The 16121-nt window shown below is 41.6% G+C and carries 15 protein-coding genes; 10 read left to right on the top strand and 5 right to left on the bottom strand.

Features of this window, described 5'->3' with window-relative positions:
• Positions 1–1009, top strand: a 1009-nt coding sequence (locus PL8927_RS03855; RefSeq protein WP_083617773.1) for a calcium-binding protein, incomplete at its 5' end; no start/stop codon positions are given.
• Between the two features lie 161 nt (positions 1010–1170).
• Here the strand turns inward: PL8927_RS03855 and kaiC are convergent.
• The 4 genes from kaiC to PL8927_RS03835 form a co-directional block, all read right to left on the bottom strand.
• A complete protein-coding gene (gene kaiC / locus PL8927_RS03850; RefSeq protein WP_083617771.1) occupies positions 1171–2736 on the bottom strand; it encodes a circadian clock protein KaiC in 1566 nt (521 codons plus the stop codon).
• 262 nt (positions 2737–2998) lie between these two features.
• The gene (kaiB, locus tag PL8927_RS03845) at positions 2999–3301 is read right to left on the bottom strand and encodes a circadian clock protein KaiB (protein ID WP_079677629.1); all 303 of its coding nucleotides are present in this window, start codon (positions 3299–3301) and stop codon (positions 2999–3001) included.
• Positions 3302–3388: 87 nt separating this feature from the next.
• Positions 3389–4351: a circadian clock protein KaiA gene (locus PL8927_RS03840; RefSeq protein WP_231505901.1), complete on the bottom strand. Its 963-nt coding sequence runs from the start codon at positions 4349–4351 to the stop codon at positions 3389–3391.
• A 99-nt stretch (positions 4352–4450) separates the two neighbouring features.
• Positions 4451–5563: an aldo/keto reductase gene (locus PL8927_RS03835; protein ID WP_083617769.1), complete on the bottom strand. Its 1113-nt coding sequence runs from the start codon at positions 5561–5563 to the stop codon at positions 4451–4453.
• Between the two features lie 241 nt (positions 5564–5804).
• Between PL8927_RS03835 and PL8927_RS03830 the strand changes: the two genes are divergently transcribed.
• From PL8927_RS03830 to PL8927_RS03805, 6 genes are all read left to right on the top strand, one after another.
• Positions 5805–6701: a CoB--CoM heterodisulfide reductase iron-sulfur subunit B family protein gene (locus PL8927_RS03830; protein ID WP_083617767.1), complete on the top strand. Its 897-nt coding sequence runs from the start codon at positions 5805–5807 to the stop codon at positions 6699–6701.
• A 667-nt stretch (positions 6702–7368) separates the two neighbouring features.
• A complete protein-coding gene (gene psaC, locus PL8927_RS03825; RefSeq protein WP_083617765.1) occupies positions 7369–7614 on the top strand; it encodes a photosystem I iron-sulfur center protein PsaC in 246 nt (81 codons plus the stop codon).
• A 260-nt stretch (positions 7615–7874) separates the two neighbouring features.
• Entirely contained in the window at positions 7875–9791 is a 1917-nt protein-coding gene (gene glmS / locus PL8927_RS03820; protein WP_083617762.1) for a glutamine--fructose-6-phosphate transaminase (isomerizing), read from the top strand.
• A gap of 270 nt (positions 9792–10061) precedes the next feature.
• On the top strand, positions 10062–10745 hold the full coding sequence (locus PL8927_RS03815; RefSeq protein ID WP_083617760.1) for a Uma2 family endonuclease: 684 nt from the start codon (positions 10062–10064) through the stop codon (positions 10743–10745).
• Positions 10746–10880: 135 nt separating this feature from the next.
• Positions 10881–11567 (top strand): Uma2 family endonuclease, encoded by a 687-nt coding sequence (locus PL8927_RS03810; RefSeq protein WP_083617758.1) that lies wholly within the window; start codon positions 10881–10883, stop codon positions 11565–11567.
• A 95-nt stretch (positions 11568–11662) separates the two neighbouring features.
• Positions 11663–11857, top strand: coding sequence for an RNA-binding S4 domain-containing protein (locus tag PL8927_RS03805; RefSeq protein ID WP_083617755.1), 195 nt, complete (start codon positions 11663–11665; stop codon positions 11855–11857).
• Here the strand turns inward: PL8927_RS03805 and PL8927_RS03800 are convergent.
• Positions 11849–12391 carry a pentapeptide repeat-containing protein gene (locus tag PL8927_RS03800; RefSeq protein ID WP_083617754.1) on the bottom strand — a complete coding sequence of 181 codons (543 nt, stop codon included), beginning with the start codon at positions 12389–12391 and terminating at the stop codon, positions 11849–11851. The two genes, PL8927_RS03805 and PL8927_RS03800, sit on opposite strands and share 9 nt — an antisense overlap.
• Positions 12392–12453: 62 nt before the next feature.
• Here PL8927_RS03800 and PL8927_RS03795 point away from each other — a divergent pair, with 62 nt between their 5' ends.
• The 3 genes from PL8927_RS03795 to PL8927_RS03785 all read left to right on the top strand — a co-directional run bounded on the left by PL8927_RS03795 (position 12454) and on the right by PL8927_RS03785 (position 16100).
• Entirely contained in the window at positions 12454–13707 is a 1254-nt protein-coding gene (locus PL8927_RS03795; RefSeq protein ID WP_083617752.1) for a threonine/serine exporter family protein, read from the top strand.
• A 194-nt stretch (positions 13708–13901) separates the two neighbouring features.
• Positions 13902–14213 carry a hypothetical protein gene (locus PL8927_RS03790; protein WP_083617749.1) on the top strand — a complete coding sequence of 104 codons (312 nt, stop codon included), beginning with the start codon at positions 13902–13904 and terminating at the stop codon, positions 14211–14213.
• A 159-nt stretch (positions 14214–14372) separates the two neighbouring features.
• Positions 14373–16100, top strand: coding sequence for a succinate dehydrogenase/fumarate reductase flavoprotein subunit (locus PL8927_RS03785; protein WP_083617747.1), 1728 nt, complete (start codon positions 14373–14375; stop codon positions 16098–16100).
• Positions 16101–16121: the final 21 nt, after the last annotated feature.

Below are 16121 nucleotides of genomic sequence, written 5' to 3'. Positions count from 1 at the left end.
GGAATCCTTACCTGTAAACGTTTCACCCCAGCCTACCCCCGCACCCACGTCGGTGTTTGTGTTTGATCCCAGCCAGTTAATCCCTGGCATTGGAATCCCCATCGCTGCCTTTGTCCCCCCAACAAGTTCCAACCCGATTAATGGCACGGAGAATGCGGAAAATTTACCCGCTACAGACAATCAGGATCTGGTCTCCTCCGGTGCGGGTGATGATCAAGTTTCAGCTTTTAAAGGAGATGATTTTATTGATCTCGGCTCCGGGAATAACACAGTATATGGCGGTCAAGGCAATGATACCGTCCTCAGTGGTGATGGCAATGATCTGATCAGGGGTGATTTAGGAGATGACCTACTGCAAAGTGGCGGGGGCAATGATACTGTTCTCGGCGGTCAAGGCAATGATGTTCTCGAAGGCAATGAAGGAGATGATCAACTCTTCGGGGGTGAAGGGACTGACCTGCTCAAAGGCAATGAAGGAAATGATCAGTTATTCGGACAAGAAGGCACTGATTTTCTTGAAGGCAATGAAGGAGATGATCTGATTTTCGGTGACACTGGCATTGACATCATTTCTGGAGAGACTGGCAATGATACGATCTATGGGGGTCAAGACACTGATATCTTAGATGGCAATGAAGGCAATGATTTGATCTGGGGTGATTTAGGAGATGATCTCCTCGATGGTGGTACCGGAGAAGACCAACTCCTCGGCGGTGAGGGAGATGATTTGTTGGTCGGTGCAGAGGGTCTTGATACCCTGACCGGAGGCGGGGGTAATGATGATTTCTATATTGCTACTCAATTTGATACCGAAACCATTACCGATTTCCAAGATGGTTTAGATCGAATTGTTTTCACCGGAGGATTGACTTTTGCTCAGTTACAAATTACTTCTGAGAATGGCAATACGATTCTGACGGTAGCGAGCACTCAACAACAAGTTGCTAAACTCTTGGGGGTGAATAGCTCTTTAATTACTGCGGCGGACTTTTTTGAGCATAATTCCTAACGGGATTTGTTGTTGTTAACCATAAGATTGTCAGTTCGGGGTATTGGGAGCAAGTTACGCCCTTTTAGCCCAGGGAAAATCAAGGTTTTCCCTTCAAGTAACAATCTTATGGTTAACTGCGGGGAATTTATTTTGGCACTGACTTCTACTCAATCACCAGCTTATTGTTCATCCGCATCAATCTTTCCTTGAACTCCTTGAATAATTCGAGATAATTCACTCTTTTCATTCACACCAATACGGGTGGGAGAACCACTAATAATTCGTTCATAATCGCGGAAAGAATCTGTAATTAGAGGGCCGTGGTCACTAATCGTATATTCTCGAATCCCTTTATCATGCCAGGAACCTCGCATTTTAAATACGTTCAATGCCCGCGACATTTCCCCGCGAATTTCCACATATTGCAGCATCAAAATCGTATCAGTAATCGTTGAAATATGGGAATCTGTAATCGAATGAGAACCCATAAATTGATCCGTTGTATTCGTGAAAAATCCTGTAATTTCCTCCTGTTTGGCATAACCCGTTACCCCAATTACAAATTGACGGAAGGCGTTATTACTCACTCCGCGTGCTAAAGCAGATAACGAATCAATTGCAATTCGAGCGGGTTTAAATTCAGAAATTTCTGATTTAATAATTTGCATATGATCTTCTAACCCAGCAGATTCAGGATAACTACATAAAATTTTCAGTAATCCTTTGCTTTCCATTTCTTCAAAATCAATCCCCCAAGAACTCGCATTTCTAAATAACTGAGCGCGAGATTCTTCATAGGCAAATAACATCGCCCGTTGACCATTAGCACAGGCATTCTGAAGAAAAATACTAACCAATAAGGTTTTACCTGTTCCCGTTGCTCCGGTCGCCAAAATAATCGAATCTTTGAAGAACCCACCCCCACACATTTGATCCAGGGTTTTATTTCCCGAAGAAACCCGTGCGTTAGACGAGCGTTGAGTAAGTCGCATTGCACCCAAGGGAAAGATGCCAATGCCATTATTGGTAATCGTAAATGGATATTCCCCTTTCATGTGGGTAGTACCCCGTAATTTCAAAATTTCCGCCGTGCGCCGCCGCCGTTCTCCCTCTAAAACATTTCGTAAAATTACGACGTTATCGGAGACAAATTCTTCCACCCCAAACCGAGCCACCGGGCCATATTCTGCCTCCCGTTCGGTGGTCATAATCGTTGTGGCTCCCACCTGTTTGAGTCGCGCCACCAGACGAAAAATCTCTCGTCTCACCACTCCGGCCGCATCATATTGTTGAAAAACGGCCGTTACCGAGTCAATCGAGACCCGTCTGGCTTTATATTTACGAATGGCGTATTGAATCCGCTCAATTAAGGCAGATAGGTCAAAATTTCCGACAATATCTTGTCCCTCTGGGTCGGGAGAAGCATCTAAGATAAATAACTTGCCATCATCAATGAATTGTTGGAGATCCCATCCAAAACTAGAAGCGTTTTTAATAATATCTGTAGGTGATTCTTCAAAGGTGACAAAGATCCCAGGCTCATCAAAATAGGTGATTCCATTGTAGAGAAACTGAACCGCAAACAAGGTTTTCCCTGTTCCTGAAGTCCCACTGACTAGGGTGGTTCTGGCGATAGGCATTCCCCCATGACTTATATCATCAAAGCCTTCAATCATGGTGCGGATTTTCTGCACCCCTATCAGTTTGCGTCCATTGTTTTTGGTTTCCTGAGAAGTTTCACTCATAATTTTGATGTTAAAGGATGTGCCTCTGATCGATAAACCTGTGAGACCCTTGCTACATTTACCACAAAATCTGGAACAATAGGGAATCAAGTCATGATTCTTAGCCGGGAAACCCCAGCACTTCAGTTAAACCGATCAGGATTGATCAACATAAGTAATCTATTTTACTCCGTCCTCAGTCCCTAGAATCTATTTCCAGTCCATATTTATCTCAAAATTACTTCCGCTCAGGGTCTATGATCACCCCAAACGCAGGAGAACCTCAATCATCCATCAGTTCTTCATAGAGAAGATCCAGTCCAATTAAAACTTTTTCTCGATCAGAAAGATCACCAATAATTTTCCGCACGGGGGGGGGTAAAATTTTAGATAGGGTAGGAGTGGCTAAAATTTTGTCTTCCTCGGCTAGTTGCGGATTTTTGAGAACATCAATCACTTTTAAAGCATAAACGCCTTGAAACTCCTGTTCTAAGATGTCTTTAAGGGTTTTTAAAGCTCGGACAGAGTTAGGAGTATTTCCAGCGACATAGAGTTTAAGGACATAGGTTTTTTGAAGAGGACTCATAGATTTTTATTTGACCAATGTGGGTAGGAGCAGGAAGAACCAATTTTATAACTTTATCAAATTGGTGCTGTTTCAATAGGGAAGACTTTATGAATCTCTAGGAATGGATCGGCGATACATTTCACACAAATGGGCGATGGTATCAATTAAGGTTAATCGGTAATCTAACAAAACATCTTCGCTTCTGCGTTCTAATTTAAGCTGTTTAGAAAAATTATCCATTAACTCCATGTGAATTTCTACAATTCGGGTAACGGGAATATCAGCAAAAAAGGCTAAATTTACATATTCATCAATTTTATTATTGAGACTTTGATCGGCTGAAAAATAACTCAGAACAATCTGACGATATTTCGTTTTTAGCTGATCGATAAATTCCTGTCGTTCCGCAGGAGTCATATTGCGAATAAAGTTCTGGGGGCTTCTTTTATAGTACACACCCAGGTATCCTAATCGCTCATGGAGTTTACTCACCAGGCGACGTTGTTGACGAATGATAAAATTTGTTAGCTCTGTGGGAGCATTGCCACTTGCAGACTGTTCAGTGAGGCGAGTTGTAATGGCATGGGTAATAAACTGACTGATGGCTTTATCAATATAACCGGGAATCTGATTCAGTTGATTATCTCCGATTTGCACCTCAGTACATTGGTAAAAATACAGTGAAGACGCTTCCCCAGGTTTGGCCACGTCCGCAGAATCATCGGTTTGAATGAATGTGTCTACAGGTTGGGGTTGTGCTGTAACAATGACCGCCGGAACAGAAATAGACTGATCAAGAAGGTATTGACTCAGGGCGGACAAATCTTGATTATCCTCAAGAATAATACAATCCAGTTGGTGTCTTTCTTGAACCATAAATTTGAGAAAGGCTTCAACAGACTGAATCTGCACCACCATATAGCTATCATTTTGCAAATGGGACATAACGATATTCGCCAGTCCCACAGTCGGCACAAAAACGCCGATTGATAGCTGTGGACGCCAAACCGTCGGGGAGGCTGGGGCTAAGTTTTCACCGAACAAATCAGTCAGAGCCAATCTCTCCATTACTAAGATTGTTTAATCCTACTTAATATTTAATCACGAATCGTAACTATTTTTTAACTATTCCCCAGAAAAATTCTGCTAACCTGAGCTAGAAGGGATTTAGACACTGGCCGTAGCCAAAGTTTTGTAGAATTTGGGAGCTAGGGGTTTAATCCGAGTTAAGGCCAAATTTTCTCTGACATGATCGATTGTTTTCATTCCCACTAAAGCGGTCAGTAATCTCGGACAAGAACGGGTAAACTGAAGGGCTTGCAGGGTCGGCGTTAACGGGGTCTGATGAATAATCTCTTGCATGGCTTCTGGGATGTGACCAATAGCCTGAGTTTGACCAATGGAGGCACTGGAAATTACCGATAAACCCAAACGATGGGCTGCTTCTAGGACAGGGAGCCCGGTTCGCTTAATTTGTTGAGTGGGCTTAACCAACGCCTCTACCCTCGTCGCGTTGAAGGGTAACTGAATAAATTTGAAATGATCTGTTCCATTGGGGGCCACTTGAGTTGCGATCGCTTTAATTTTAGCTAAATCAAGATGGTTGGGGTGGTTGGGTTGGACTCGAAAGCCATCCCAAGTGGCTAACCCATAGCTACTAATTTTTCCTTGACTAACGGCTTTTTCTAATCCTTCAAACGCCAGCTTGAGACGAGAGTAAAAAATTTCTGGAGAAACTTCAGACAGTTGCATTTCGGGATTATGCAGATAATAGATATCAATCGTTTCTACCCCTAAATTATCTAAACTTCGCTCCAGTTGATCCCCAATATATTCCGGGTGTAAACAATGACATTCCGCCACTAAATCCCCTGGCTCAATTGAAAACCGACTATTCTCAATATATCGAGAATAAAACCAACTAATTCGTTCTGGGTCAGGAATAAAACCTCCTTTTGTACACAGAATGAATTCATCTCTGGAGATCACTTCATCCCGCATTAAAGTCAATAAAGCATCGCTGACACTCCATTCAGCGTGCATAGAACGATAATTAATCGCCGTATCAATCAGGTTAATTCCATTTTTAACTGACTCGATAATCGCATCAGTAACGTGATCATCAGTTCGAGAGTCTGCTGCTCCCAAATAAGTCCCAATCCCGATTGAACTAACAACCCAATCATTAGCTTCTCGAAAATGAGCAGCTACACAATCTTGCTGATGCCGTTCTCGATATCTTTGGGTTCCCGCCAAAGTCGCTTTACCTAAAATTTTCATAGGGTTCTAGGTTAAATAAAAACTGGAAACTTTTGTTATACTTTCTATTTTAAACGCTTCTTTAGTCTCTTAATCGTTTTATTGCTATTTTGTAACGCTCTATCCTTGAAACACCCGAAACCCCCATCCTTAATTCTTAATTCTTAATTCTTAATTTCCCTAATCAACCTGAGTCCGAGAGATGATGGAAAATAACGGGCGATCGCAAATCCCCCTGTCGTTAGTGGAGAAGGTAATTTCTATGCCATCCTTGAGATATGCCTATTTTCCGGGCTGTGTTGCCCAAGGAGCTTGTCGAGAACTGTATCAGTCCACGCAAGTCCTCACCGAAACTTTAGGCATTGAACTAATTGAACTTAAAAAAGCATCCTGCTGCGGTTCGGGAACCTTCAAAGAAGATTCTCGACTGTTAGAGGATACCGTCAATGCCCGTAATATTGCTTTAGCAGAAGAATTAAATTTACCCTTACTGACCCATTGCAGCACCTGTCAGGGGGTTATTGGTCACGTTGATGAACGCTTAAAAGAATTTCAGGAAACTGATCCGGCTTATCTTGAAAAAGTGAATGGATTACTCGGCCAACAGGGATGTTCACCCTATCAAGGGACAACAGAAGTTAAACACCTTCTCTGGGCCTTAGTTGTGGATTATGGTTTAGCTGAAATCGAACGCCGAGTCAGTCGCACACTATCAGGCTTGAAGTGTGCTGCATTTTATGGCTGTTATCTCTTACGCGCTCAAACCCATCTCCCCTATGATGATCCCCATCAACCGGAATCGATGGAAAATCTGTTTCGGGCTGTTGGGGCAACTCCGGTGTATTATCGAGGTAGAACCCAATGTTGCGGTTGGCCCCTATCGAGTTACGCCACAGAATCCTCCTTTCAAATGGCGGGAAAACAGATTCAAGAGGCTATTGACAACGGTGCAGATTGTCTGGTAACACCTTGCCCTCTGTGCCATCTCAATTTAGATTCTCGTCAGCCAGAAGTGGAAAAAGTCATCGGTCGTCCCTTGGGTTTACCTGTGCTCCATCTTCCCCAATTAGTGGCCCTCGCCCTCGGTATTGACCCCAAACAACTCGGTTTAGACCACCATGTTGTTTCTACGAAGTCTGTTTTGGATAAAATTAGTTGACGGTTGGTTGTTGACTGACAATGGACAATGGACATCCGAGACGGAAATATTACATTGTTTAAAGTTTTATCGCCTTATGTGTACGGGTAGTGTTTCACTACGGTATTGTGATGGAATATATGGGGTCAGCACCCCGCACTCTCTGTGACGGGGCTATGGGCGGAGCGCAGGCTTCGCACCTAGTGCCTCACCAGAGCGTGATAGTTGACCAGCCTAAGTCTTAATTGACTACGTTTTTTGAGTCATGACACCCTGTGGATGCGTAGCTAGTCCCAGGCTCTGTCGTTAGTGGTTAAACATCTTTATCGGGTTAAGGAAGTGCTGCTAACCTAACAAGCTCTTAAAATCTTGGCGAAGCTAACTTTACCCTAGAAATAGGAGTTAGGAGGGCCACCATACCCTCCTCCCCGAAAAGGGAAAAAATATAAAGCCTAACTAAAAGTTAGGAGTTTCTACCCATTTTTTCTGATGATTCCGCTCATAGAAAAAATAGGCCACGATGGTTTTGCCAAAGTGGGTACTAGCTGGTTGGCATCGTCTTTGGGAGTCTAACTCTTTTAAGAGTCCGTCGAATTAAATTCGGAGGAGTGTCATATCACGCTGGACTTCTAACCTGTATTCAGGGCAGAACTTGTAACATTTTGATATCTACTGGAGAAATCATTCAATGTCTCATTCAGTCAAAATTTACGATACCTGTATCGGCTGTACCCAGTGCGTTCGCGCTTGCCCCACTGACGTCCTTGAGATGGTTCCTTGGGATGGTTGCAAAGCGGCTCAGGTTGCTTCCTCTCCCCGCACCCAGGATTGTGTTGGTTGCAAACGATGTGAAACAGCTTGTCCTACAGATTTCTTAAGTATTCGGGTTTATCTCGGTGCTGAAACGACTCGCAGTATGGGTCTAGCCTATTAAACTCTGCCCCAAAGCGGGTGTTCTGATCAATACCAACTTATTGCTTTTACTAGACAGGATACAGTTGGTTCAATTTTTACAGAGGGGGAAATTCCGCCCTCTTTTTTTATGGGTTGGCGGTGTAGAGACGTTGCATGCAACGTCTCTACTGGCTGTTAACCTATAGCCGATAACGGAATCAAGGAAGCCTCAACTGTAAGATAAGGGAAACTCGGATTAAAATTCGGGATAAAAGCGATTGAAGTAGGAGTTGTGGATTTATGTGTGGAATTGTGGGTTATATTGGGACTCAAGTTGCCAGTGATATTCTAATTTCAGGATTAGAAAAACTGGAATATCGGGGTTATGATTCTGCGGGTTTAGCAACAATTTGGGAAGGAAATATTCATTCTGTTCGGGCTAAGGGAAAACTCTACAACTTGCGAGAAAAATTAACCTCTATTGAGATGCCTTCGAGTATTGGGATTGGTCACACACGTTGGGCAACTCATGGTAAACCGGAAGAACGCAATGCCCATCCGCACCTGGATAATAAAGGGCGAGTGGCGGTTGTTCAGAATGGAATTGTCGAAAATTATCGAGAATTACGAGAAGAATTAAAAGCCAAAGGCTATGAGTTTAAATCGGATACGGATACGGAAGTTATTCCGCATCTGATTGCTGATTTTTTAGCAACTCCGACTTCTGAAAAGCCCTCTTTTTTAGAGGCTGTTCGTAAAACGATTAATCGTTTAGAAGGGGCGTTTGCTATTGCGGTTTTATGTGCAGATTATCCCAATGAATTAATTGTTGCTCGTCAACAGGCTCCTTTATCCATTGGTTTAGGTCAAGGGGAATTTTTCTGTGCGTCGGATACTCCGGCATTAGTTCCTTATACCCAAGCAGTTTTAAGTTTAGAAAATGGCGAAATTGCCCGTTTAACCCATTTGGGTGTGGAAGTTTATACCTTTGCCGGAGAACGTTTACATAAAGTTCCTCGGATTCTCAATTGGAGTCCTTCTTTAGTTGAGAAGCACATTTTTAAACACTTTATGCTAAAAGAAATCCATGAACAACCGGGAGTGGTTCGGGATTGTTTGCAAGCTTATTTAGATGCCGAATGGGAACTAGAACCGGAAAAAATAACGGAAAAAACTCCAGTTCAAAATCGACCTTCTCCGATTCATTTAAGTGTTCCTTCAAGCTGGTATCAAGATTTAGAACAAATTGAAATATTAGCCTGTGGAACCAGTTGGCACGCGAGTTTAGTGGGGAAATATTTGTTAGAACAATTAGCGGGTATTCCTACAATTGTACAATATGCTTCTGAGGCTCGTTATGCACCGACTCCCCTCCGACCTAATACGATAACAATTGGGGTTACACAGTCAGGAGAAACAGCCGATACCTTAGCCTCCTTAGCAATGGAACAGCAACGCCGGGTTAATGCTCCGGCTAAATACGCACCTAAACTATTAGGAATAACGAACCGTCCCGAAAGTTCTTTAGCCCAATTAGTTCCCCATATTATTGATACTAGGGCGGGAATTGAAATTGGGGTTGCTGCTACAAAAACCTTTGTAGCTCAATTAATTGCCTTTTATTTATTAGCCTTAGATATTGCTTGGCATCGTCAAACCTTACCCGAATCTCGTTTGTTGGAAATTATCAAAGATTTGCGACAACTTCCGACTCAAATGGAACAGTTGTTACAGGATCAAGAAAAATATATTGAGGAGTTAGCCCATGATTTTAATGAAACGCAAGATTTCATCTTTTTAGGGCGAGGAATTAATTTTCCCATTGCTTTAGAAGGGGCGTTAAAATTAAAGGAAATTAGTTATATTCATGCCGAGGGATATCCCGCCGGAGAAATGAAACACGGCCCTATTGCTTTATTAGATGAAAAAGTCCCTGTAGTAGCGATCGCCATGCCAGGAAGTGTCTATGAAAAAGTCATTTCTAATGCTCAAGAAGCCAAGGCGCGAGATGCACGTTTAATTGGGGTAATGCCGAAAGAAGAACCGGAAGCCAAGGAAACCTTTAATGATATTCTAGCAGTTCCGATTGTGGATGAAATTTTATCTCCGATTCTGACAGTAATTCCTTTGCAATTGTTAGCTTATTATATTGCAGCTAGACGGGGGTTAGATGTAGATCAGCCTCGGAATTTAGCGAAGTCAGTTACGGTGGAATAAAACTGTATATTTTAGGGGAAAAATTTGTAAAAACACAATAAAGTTGTACACTCCAGACATCAACCTTACTTGCCAGGTTTTCCAGAACTTATCGCTCTGGAAACTGGCTTGTATTACCATCTGGGTGAGGTCTACAGGTGATTATGTCGAAGGTGCGCCAGAATTATAGGTTCTTGTCATAAGAGTTTCTACTTTTAGCAGAAAACTGAACTTAGATTTGCTATCATTTACAAATATAATTATTGCCTAACTTCGGGAGAAAAACTAAAAATGATATCAGCCACAATTTCTCCTAAATTAACTATTCCTCCCTTAGAAAACGGAGATCAACTAACCCGTGCTGAATTTGAGCGTCGTTATTCTGCTATGCCGCAGATAAAAAAAGCGGAATTAATTGAAGGAGTAGTTTATATGGCATCGCCTTTAAGATTTAAAAGTCATGGGAAACCTCATGGTTATATGATGACATGGGTGGGTACTTATGAAGCTGCTACTCCTGGTGTAGAATTTGGGGATAATTCTACAGTGCGTCTTGATGCTGATAATGAACCTCAACCCGATGCACTCTTGAGAATTAAGGTAGGTGGACAATCAACGATTAGTGAAGATGATTATGTCGAAGGTGCGCCAGAATTAATCGTAGAAATTGCTGCCAGCACTGTGTCAATTGATGTTAACCAAAAACTGAAAGTTTATCGTCGAAATCAAGTACAAGAATATTTAGTTTGGCGAGTTTTAGATAGTGAATTTGATTGGTTTAGATTAAATGAAGGAGAATATATTAAACTGGAACCTGATAGCAATGGCATAATTTATTCGCAAGTTTTCCCTGGATTGTGGCTAGATAAAGCGGCTTTATTAGCGGGAAATTTAGCGAAAGTTTTAGAAGTATTGCAGCAGGGTTTGGCAAGTCAAACCCATCAAGATTTTGTACAGCAATTAGCTCAGGATTAGATTATGATCGCTGAGTATACCAAAAACCGATCACACTTTCCCTTTTGATATTTCGTTACCTCATTTTCAGGGAATGCGATCGCATAATACCAGTAATTTGTTAGGATGATCAGCAATTGATTCCCCCAAAAAACTATGATTACTTCTACTACCTTTTCTCCTCCTGCAATTCTGCCACCATTAGAAAACGGCGACCAACTAACCCGTGTAGAATTTGAACGTCGCTATCAAGCAATGCCTGAAGTAAAAAAGGCAGAATTAATTGAAGGAATTGTTTATATGGCATCTCCAGTCAGAGCAAAAAAACACAGCAAACCTCATTCTCAAATTATAGGTTGGTTAATTGCTTACGAAGCCGCCACATCAGGAGTAGAGACCCTGGATAATGCCACCGTGCGCCTTGATGTCGATAACCAACCACAACCCGATGCGTTATTAAGAATAGAAGAAGGGGGACAATCTAGGATTAGTGAAGATGATTATGTCGAAGGTTCGCCAGAATTAATAGTAGAAATTGCTGCTTCTACTGCCTCAATAGATTTACATCAAAAACTAAAAGTTTATCGTCGAAATCAAGTACAAGAATATTTAGTTTGGCGAATTTATGATAGTGAATTTGATTGGTTTAGATTGAAAAACGGAGAATATATTAAACTTGAACCTGATAGCAATGGGATAATTTATTCGCAAGTTTTCCCTGGATTATGGCTAGATAAAGCTGCTTTATTAGCGGGAAATTTAGCCAAAGTTTTAGAGGTTGTTCAGCAGGGATTAGCAAGTCAAGCCCATCAAGATTTTGTGCAAGAATTGGCATCGGAGTAGGTGGCGTTGGCTATCTTCGGAGTGCCTTGCTCAAAATCCTCTTTAATATTAAAATAGATTGAGCAACTGATAATTTTCGTAGATCCTATAAAATCATGTCTGAAACGATTAAACTCGATCAATTTCTTAAATTTATGGGCGAGGTTTCCACCGGAGGACAAGCTAAAATCATGATTCAATCGGGTGATGTTCAAGTCAATGGTGAGATTGAAACTCGACGGGGACGTAAATTAGTTACAGGGGATCAAGTGTTAATTGGGGGGAAAACTTTGAACGTTAATTTAGAATAAGGATAACATCACTTCACCATTGGGCATAATCGTATTACAAATAATTGCATCATGATCATTAAATCCAATGGAATCAGTTAAGTTAGAATCAGTTAAATTAGCGGCTTTGAAGTTCGCTTTTTCTAAATCTGCATCTCGTAAATCAGCCCCCACTAACCAAGCATTTTCTAAATTACCCTGGTAGAGGGTTACATCACTTAAATTGGCTTGATAAAGATTCGTATAACTTAAATTGGCTTGGGTTAAATTTGCACCATTGAGATCGACATGGGAGAGATTTGCTCCCATCATTTGTGTCTCATATAAACTGGCTTGTTTTAAAATGGCATAACTCAAATTAGCCCCCATTAAGTTCGCACCGCGTAAACAAGCTCGACTTAAATTAGCGTGACTAAGATTCGCCCCACTTAAATCAGCCCCAATAAAGACTAATTTACTCAGATCAAAATTTTGCAAATCTGCACCCCTTAAATCGACCTCTTTAAAATTCCATTCCCCTGTTGCTTTTCGTTGTAGTAATTCCCAACCATTCATAAAATTAAGCCTAAATCCAATACTATTAATAACATTAGATGTCCGTTTAAGGAAAAACCCAGATGACACAAACAGTCCTGCGAGAGATTGATCAAAAGTTTCACCTGGTTTTACTCACAGCCAGACTTCTTCTACAAAATAGTGCCGCAACAGAACGAGTTCATCGGGTAACTCGTCAATTGGCGGATAGTTTAGGAATTGAAGCCCGATTATTAGTATCCTATGAAGCCATCACATTAACAACAAAAATCCATAATCAATTCTATTCGCGGATTAGTATCCCAATTCCGGCGATGAAAATTAATATGATGGTAATAACTCAAGTAATGCGGTTAGTCGATGATCTTCAACAAGGACATAAAACCTTAGAACAAGTTACAGATGAGTTAGAACTAATTAATCACCATGCTCCTCATCATGATCCCCAATGGTTTTTAGTTTTAATGTTAGGAATTGCGGGGGGAAGTTTAGCTAAAATTTTTAATGGAGATTGGTCTACCTTTTTGATTGTGAGTTTAGCAACAGCCCTGGGATTAATCTTAAGGCAGGAATTAGCAAAACGCAATTTTAATGGGTTTATTATTACCTTTTTCGCAGCTTTTTTAGGAGGTTGTATCAGTGCAATTGGAATTAAACTGGGTTGGACAACAACGCCAGAACCCTGTTTATTAGTTCCCTCCATGATGTTAGTCCCAGGGGTTCATTTAATTAATGCAGTTTTAGATATGGTTTATAACCATCAAATTACCGGAATTGCTCGATTAAATTTTAGTTTAGTGATGTTGATTTCTATTTTATTTGGTTTATTATTATCAGGCAGCTTAATGGATATTTCTGTTGCTGTTAATCCGATGAAGCCGCCTCTATTACAACCTGAAAATATTTTATTTGCCGGATTTGTGGCTGCCGGATTTGCGATTTTATTTAATGTCCCTAAAGGAATTCTTTGGATTTGTATTTTTTGTGGAATGGTCGGTTATGGGATGCGGATTTTTTCAATTAATATCGGATTAGGAATTATTTGGGGAAATCTTTTGGCTTCAATGGTTGTGGGATTAATGACAGTTTATTTTTCTCGACGCTTTAAAGTGCCTTCGGCTGCGATCGCATTTGGGGCTGTTGTCGGAATGATCCCTGGAATTTTTATGTTTCGAGCCGGAAGTGGTTTAATTTTAATGATGGAATTAGGCATGAATACCGATATTTCTTTAATTGCTAATACTATTATCATGGCAGGAACTGCCTTGTTAATGACATTAGGAATTCCCGTTGGGTTGGCATTACCGAACCTATTATTTTTTAGGTCAGAAGATTAGAACATTGTTGGGCTTTAGCCCCTAAAGAGATCTCTGAAGCCCAACAATAAATTGAAGGCTACCGAGTCCTGACTCCTGATGTATGACCCAACGTAAAGTTAAATTACAAGTCTTATTAAAATGTTGAGAAATTTTCCAAAATTGAATCAATCGCTTAACCTAGAAGTTCACAGTAATATTACGAGAGAAAGCCAATGCAAGATCTGAAAAAGTATCGTATCCGATGCACACTAACTTATGGCGACATCTACAGCCAAATTATCATCTGGCTAATTGTGATCTTTATCGCCTTAGCAACTTCATTAGCACTGTGGAGTACAACCCGCCAAATTTATGCCTTAGCAACCGTTGGCTTAATCGTTGTGCTGTCTTTACCTTTCTTACTCTTCGCATTTGTCACCACTTTATTTAACCATATCGAAATTCTATCCGTAGACCCATCTATTGAAGACGAACCCAGCCGGGCTGAATTTCCCAGTTCCCAAACGGCGCAAGTGGCGAGTTAGAATAAATTCAACTCATACAGTAATCAGTTATCAGTAATCAGTTATCAGTGTAAGAGTTATACCCGTAGGGGCGGGGTTCCCGCGCCCTTACAGACCTATAACTAATAATTGATAACTGATAACTGATAACTGATAACTGACAACTGATAACTGATTAAAATGCTAGAACATGATGTGATTATTGTTGGGGGCGGGTTAGCCGGATGTCGGGCGGCGGTAGAAATTGCCCGCACTAACCCCAGTTTAAATATAGCCGTTGTTGCTAAAACTCACCCCATTCGTTCCCATTCCGTCGCCGCCCAGGGGGGTATCGCCGCTACATTAAAAAATATCGATGAAAGCGATAGTTGGAAAGCCCATGCTTTCGATACCGTCAAGGGTTCAGACTATTTAGCTGATCAAGATGCCGTTGAAATTTTAGCCCAAGAAGCCCCAGATGTGATTATCGATTTAGAACATTTGGGAGTCTTATTTTCCCGCCTTCCCGATGGCCGTATTGCTCAACGCGCCTTCGGAGGACATTCTCATAACCGCACCTGTTACGCCGCCGATAAAACCGGCCATGCGATTTTACACGAACTGGTCAATAACCTCAGACGCTATGGCGTTCATATCTATGATGAATGGTATGTGATGCGCTTAATCTTAGAAGAGGGACAGGCGAAGGGTGTGGTCATGTTCCGTATCAATGACGGACAGTTAACCGTTGTTCGCGCTAAGGCGGTGATGTTCGCAACGGGGGGCTATGGTCGGGCGTTTAATACCACGTCCAATGACTACGCTTCAACGGGGGACGGGTTGGCGATGTCGGCGATGGCGGGAGTTCCCCTAGAAGATATGGAGTTTGTACAGTTTCATCCCACGGGGTTATATCCGGCGGGGGTGTTAATTTCTGAAGCCGTGCGGGGGGAAGGAGCTTATTTAATTAATAGTAATGGGGAACGATTTATGGCAACCTACGCCCCAAGTCGGATGGAATTAGCACCGAGAGATATTACGTCTCGCGCTATTACTTTAGAAATTCGCGCCGGACGAGGAATTAACCCGGATGGGAGTGCAGGGGGGCCTTATATTTATTTGGATTTGCGACATTTAGGACGGGAAAAAATTATGAGTCGCATTCCTTTTTGTTGGGAAGAAGCGCACCGTTTATTAGGCATTGATGCGGTCGTAGAACCGATGCCTGTACGTCCAACCGTTCATTATTCAATGGGGGGAATTCCCACTAATATTAATGGGCAAGTTTTAAGCGGTGCTGATAGTTTAGTGGATGGATTATTTGCAGCCGGAGAAGCGGCTTGTGTCTCGGTGCATGGGGCAAATCGTTTAGGCAGTAATTCCTTATTAGAATGTGTGGTTTATGGCAAAAGAACGGGGGCTGCGATCGCTCAATTTGTGCAAAATCGCAAATTACCAACAATTGATGAACAACGTTATTTGACAGAAGCTCAAGAACAATTACAATCATTATTAGAGCAATCAGGAGACTGTCGAATTAGCCAACTCCGTCAAGACTTTCAAGATGCGATGACGATTCATTGTGGTGTGTTTAGAAATGATAGCGTTATGCGAGAAGGGTTAAGTCAAATTGAAGCCTTGCAAAATCGTTATCAACGGATTTATTTAGATGATAAAGGCAAATGTTGGAATACCGAATTAATTGAAGCGTTAGAATTAAAAAGTCTAATGATTGTGGGAAATCTGATTTTAACTTCAGCCTTAAACCGTCAAGAAAGTCGAGGTGCTCACAGTCGGGAAGATTATCCTCAACGCAATGATGAAATGTTCCTCAAACATACCTTAGCTTATTATTCTCCTGCGGGTATTGATTTAGCTTATCGTCCGGTCAAAATTACCCTATTTGAACCCCAGGAACGGAAATATTAAAGGTGCTGACATCCTCCCCCT

Source organism: Planktothrix serta PCC 8927 (genome assembly GCF_900010725.2).
GTDB lineage: Bacteria > Cyanobacteriota > Cyanobacteriia > Cyanobacteriales > Microcoleaceae > Planktothrix > Planktothrix serta.
This window is presented reverse-complemented; position numbering and strand designations above follow the sequence as displayed.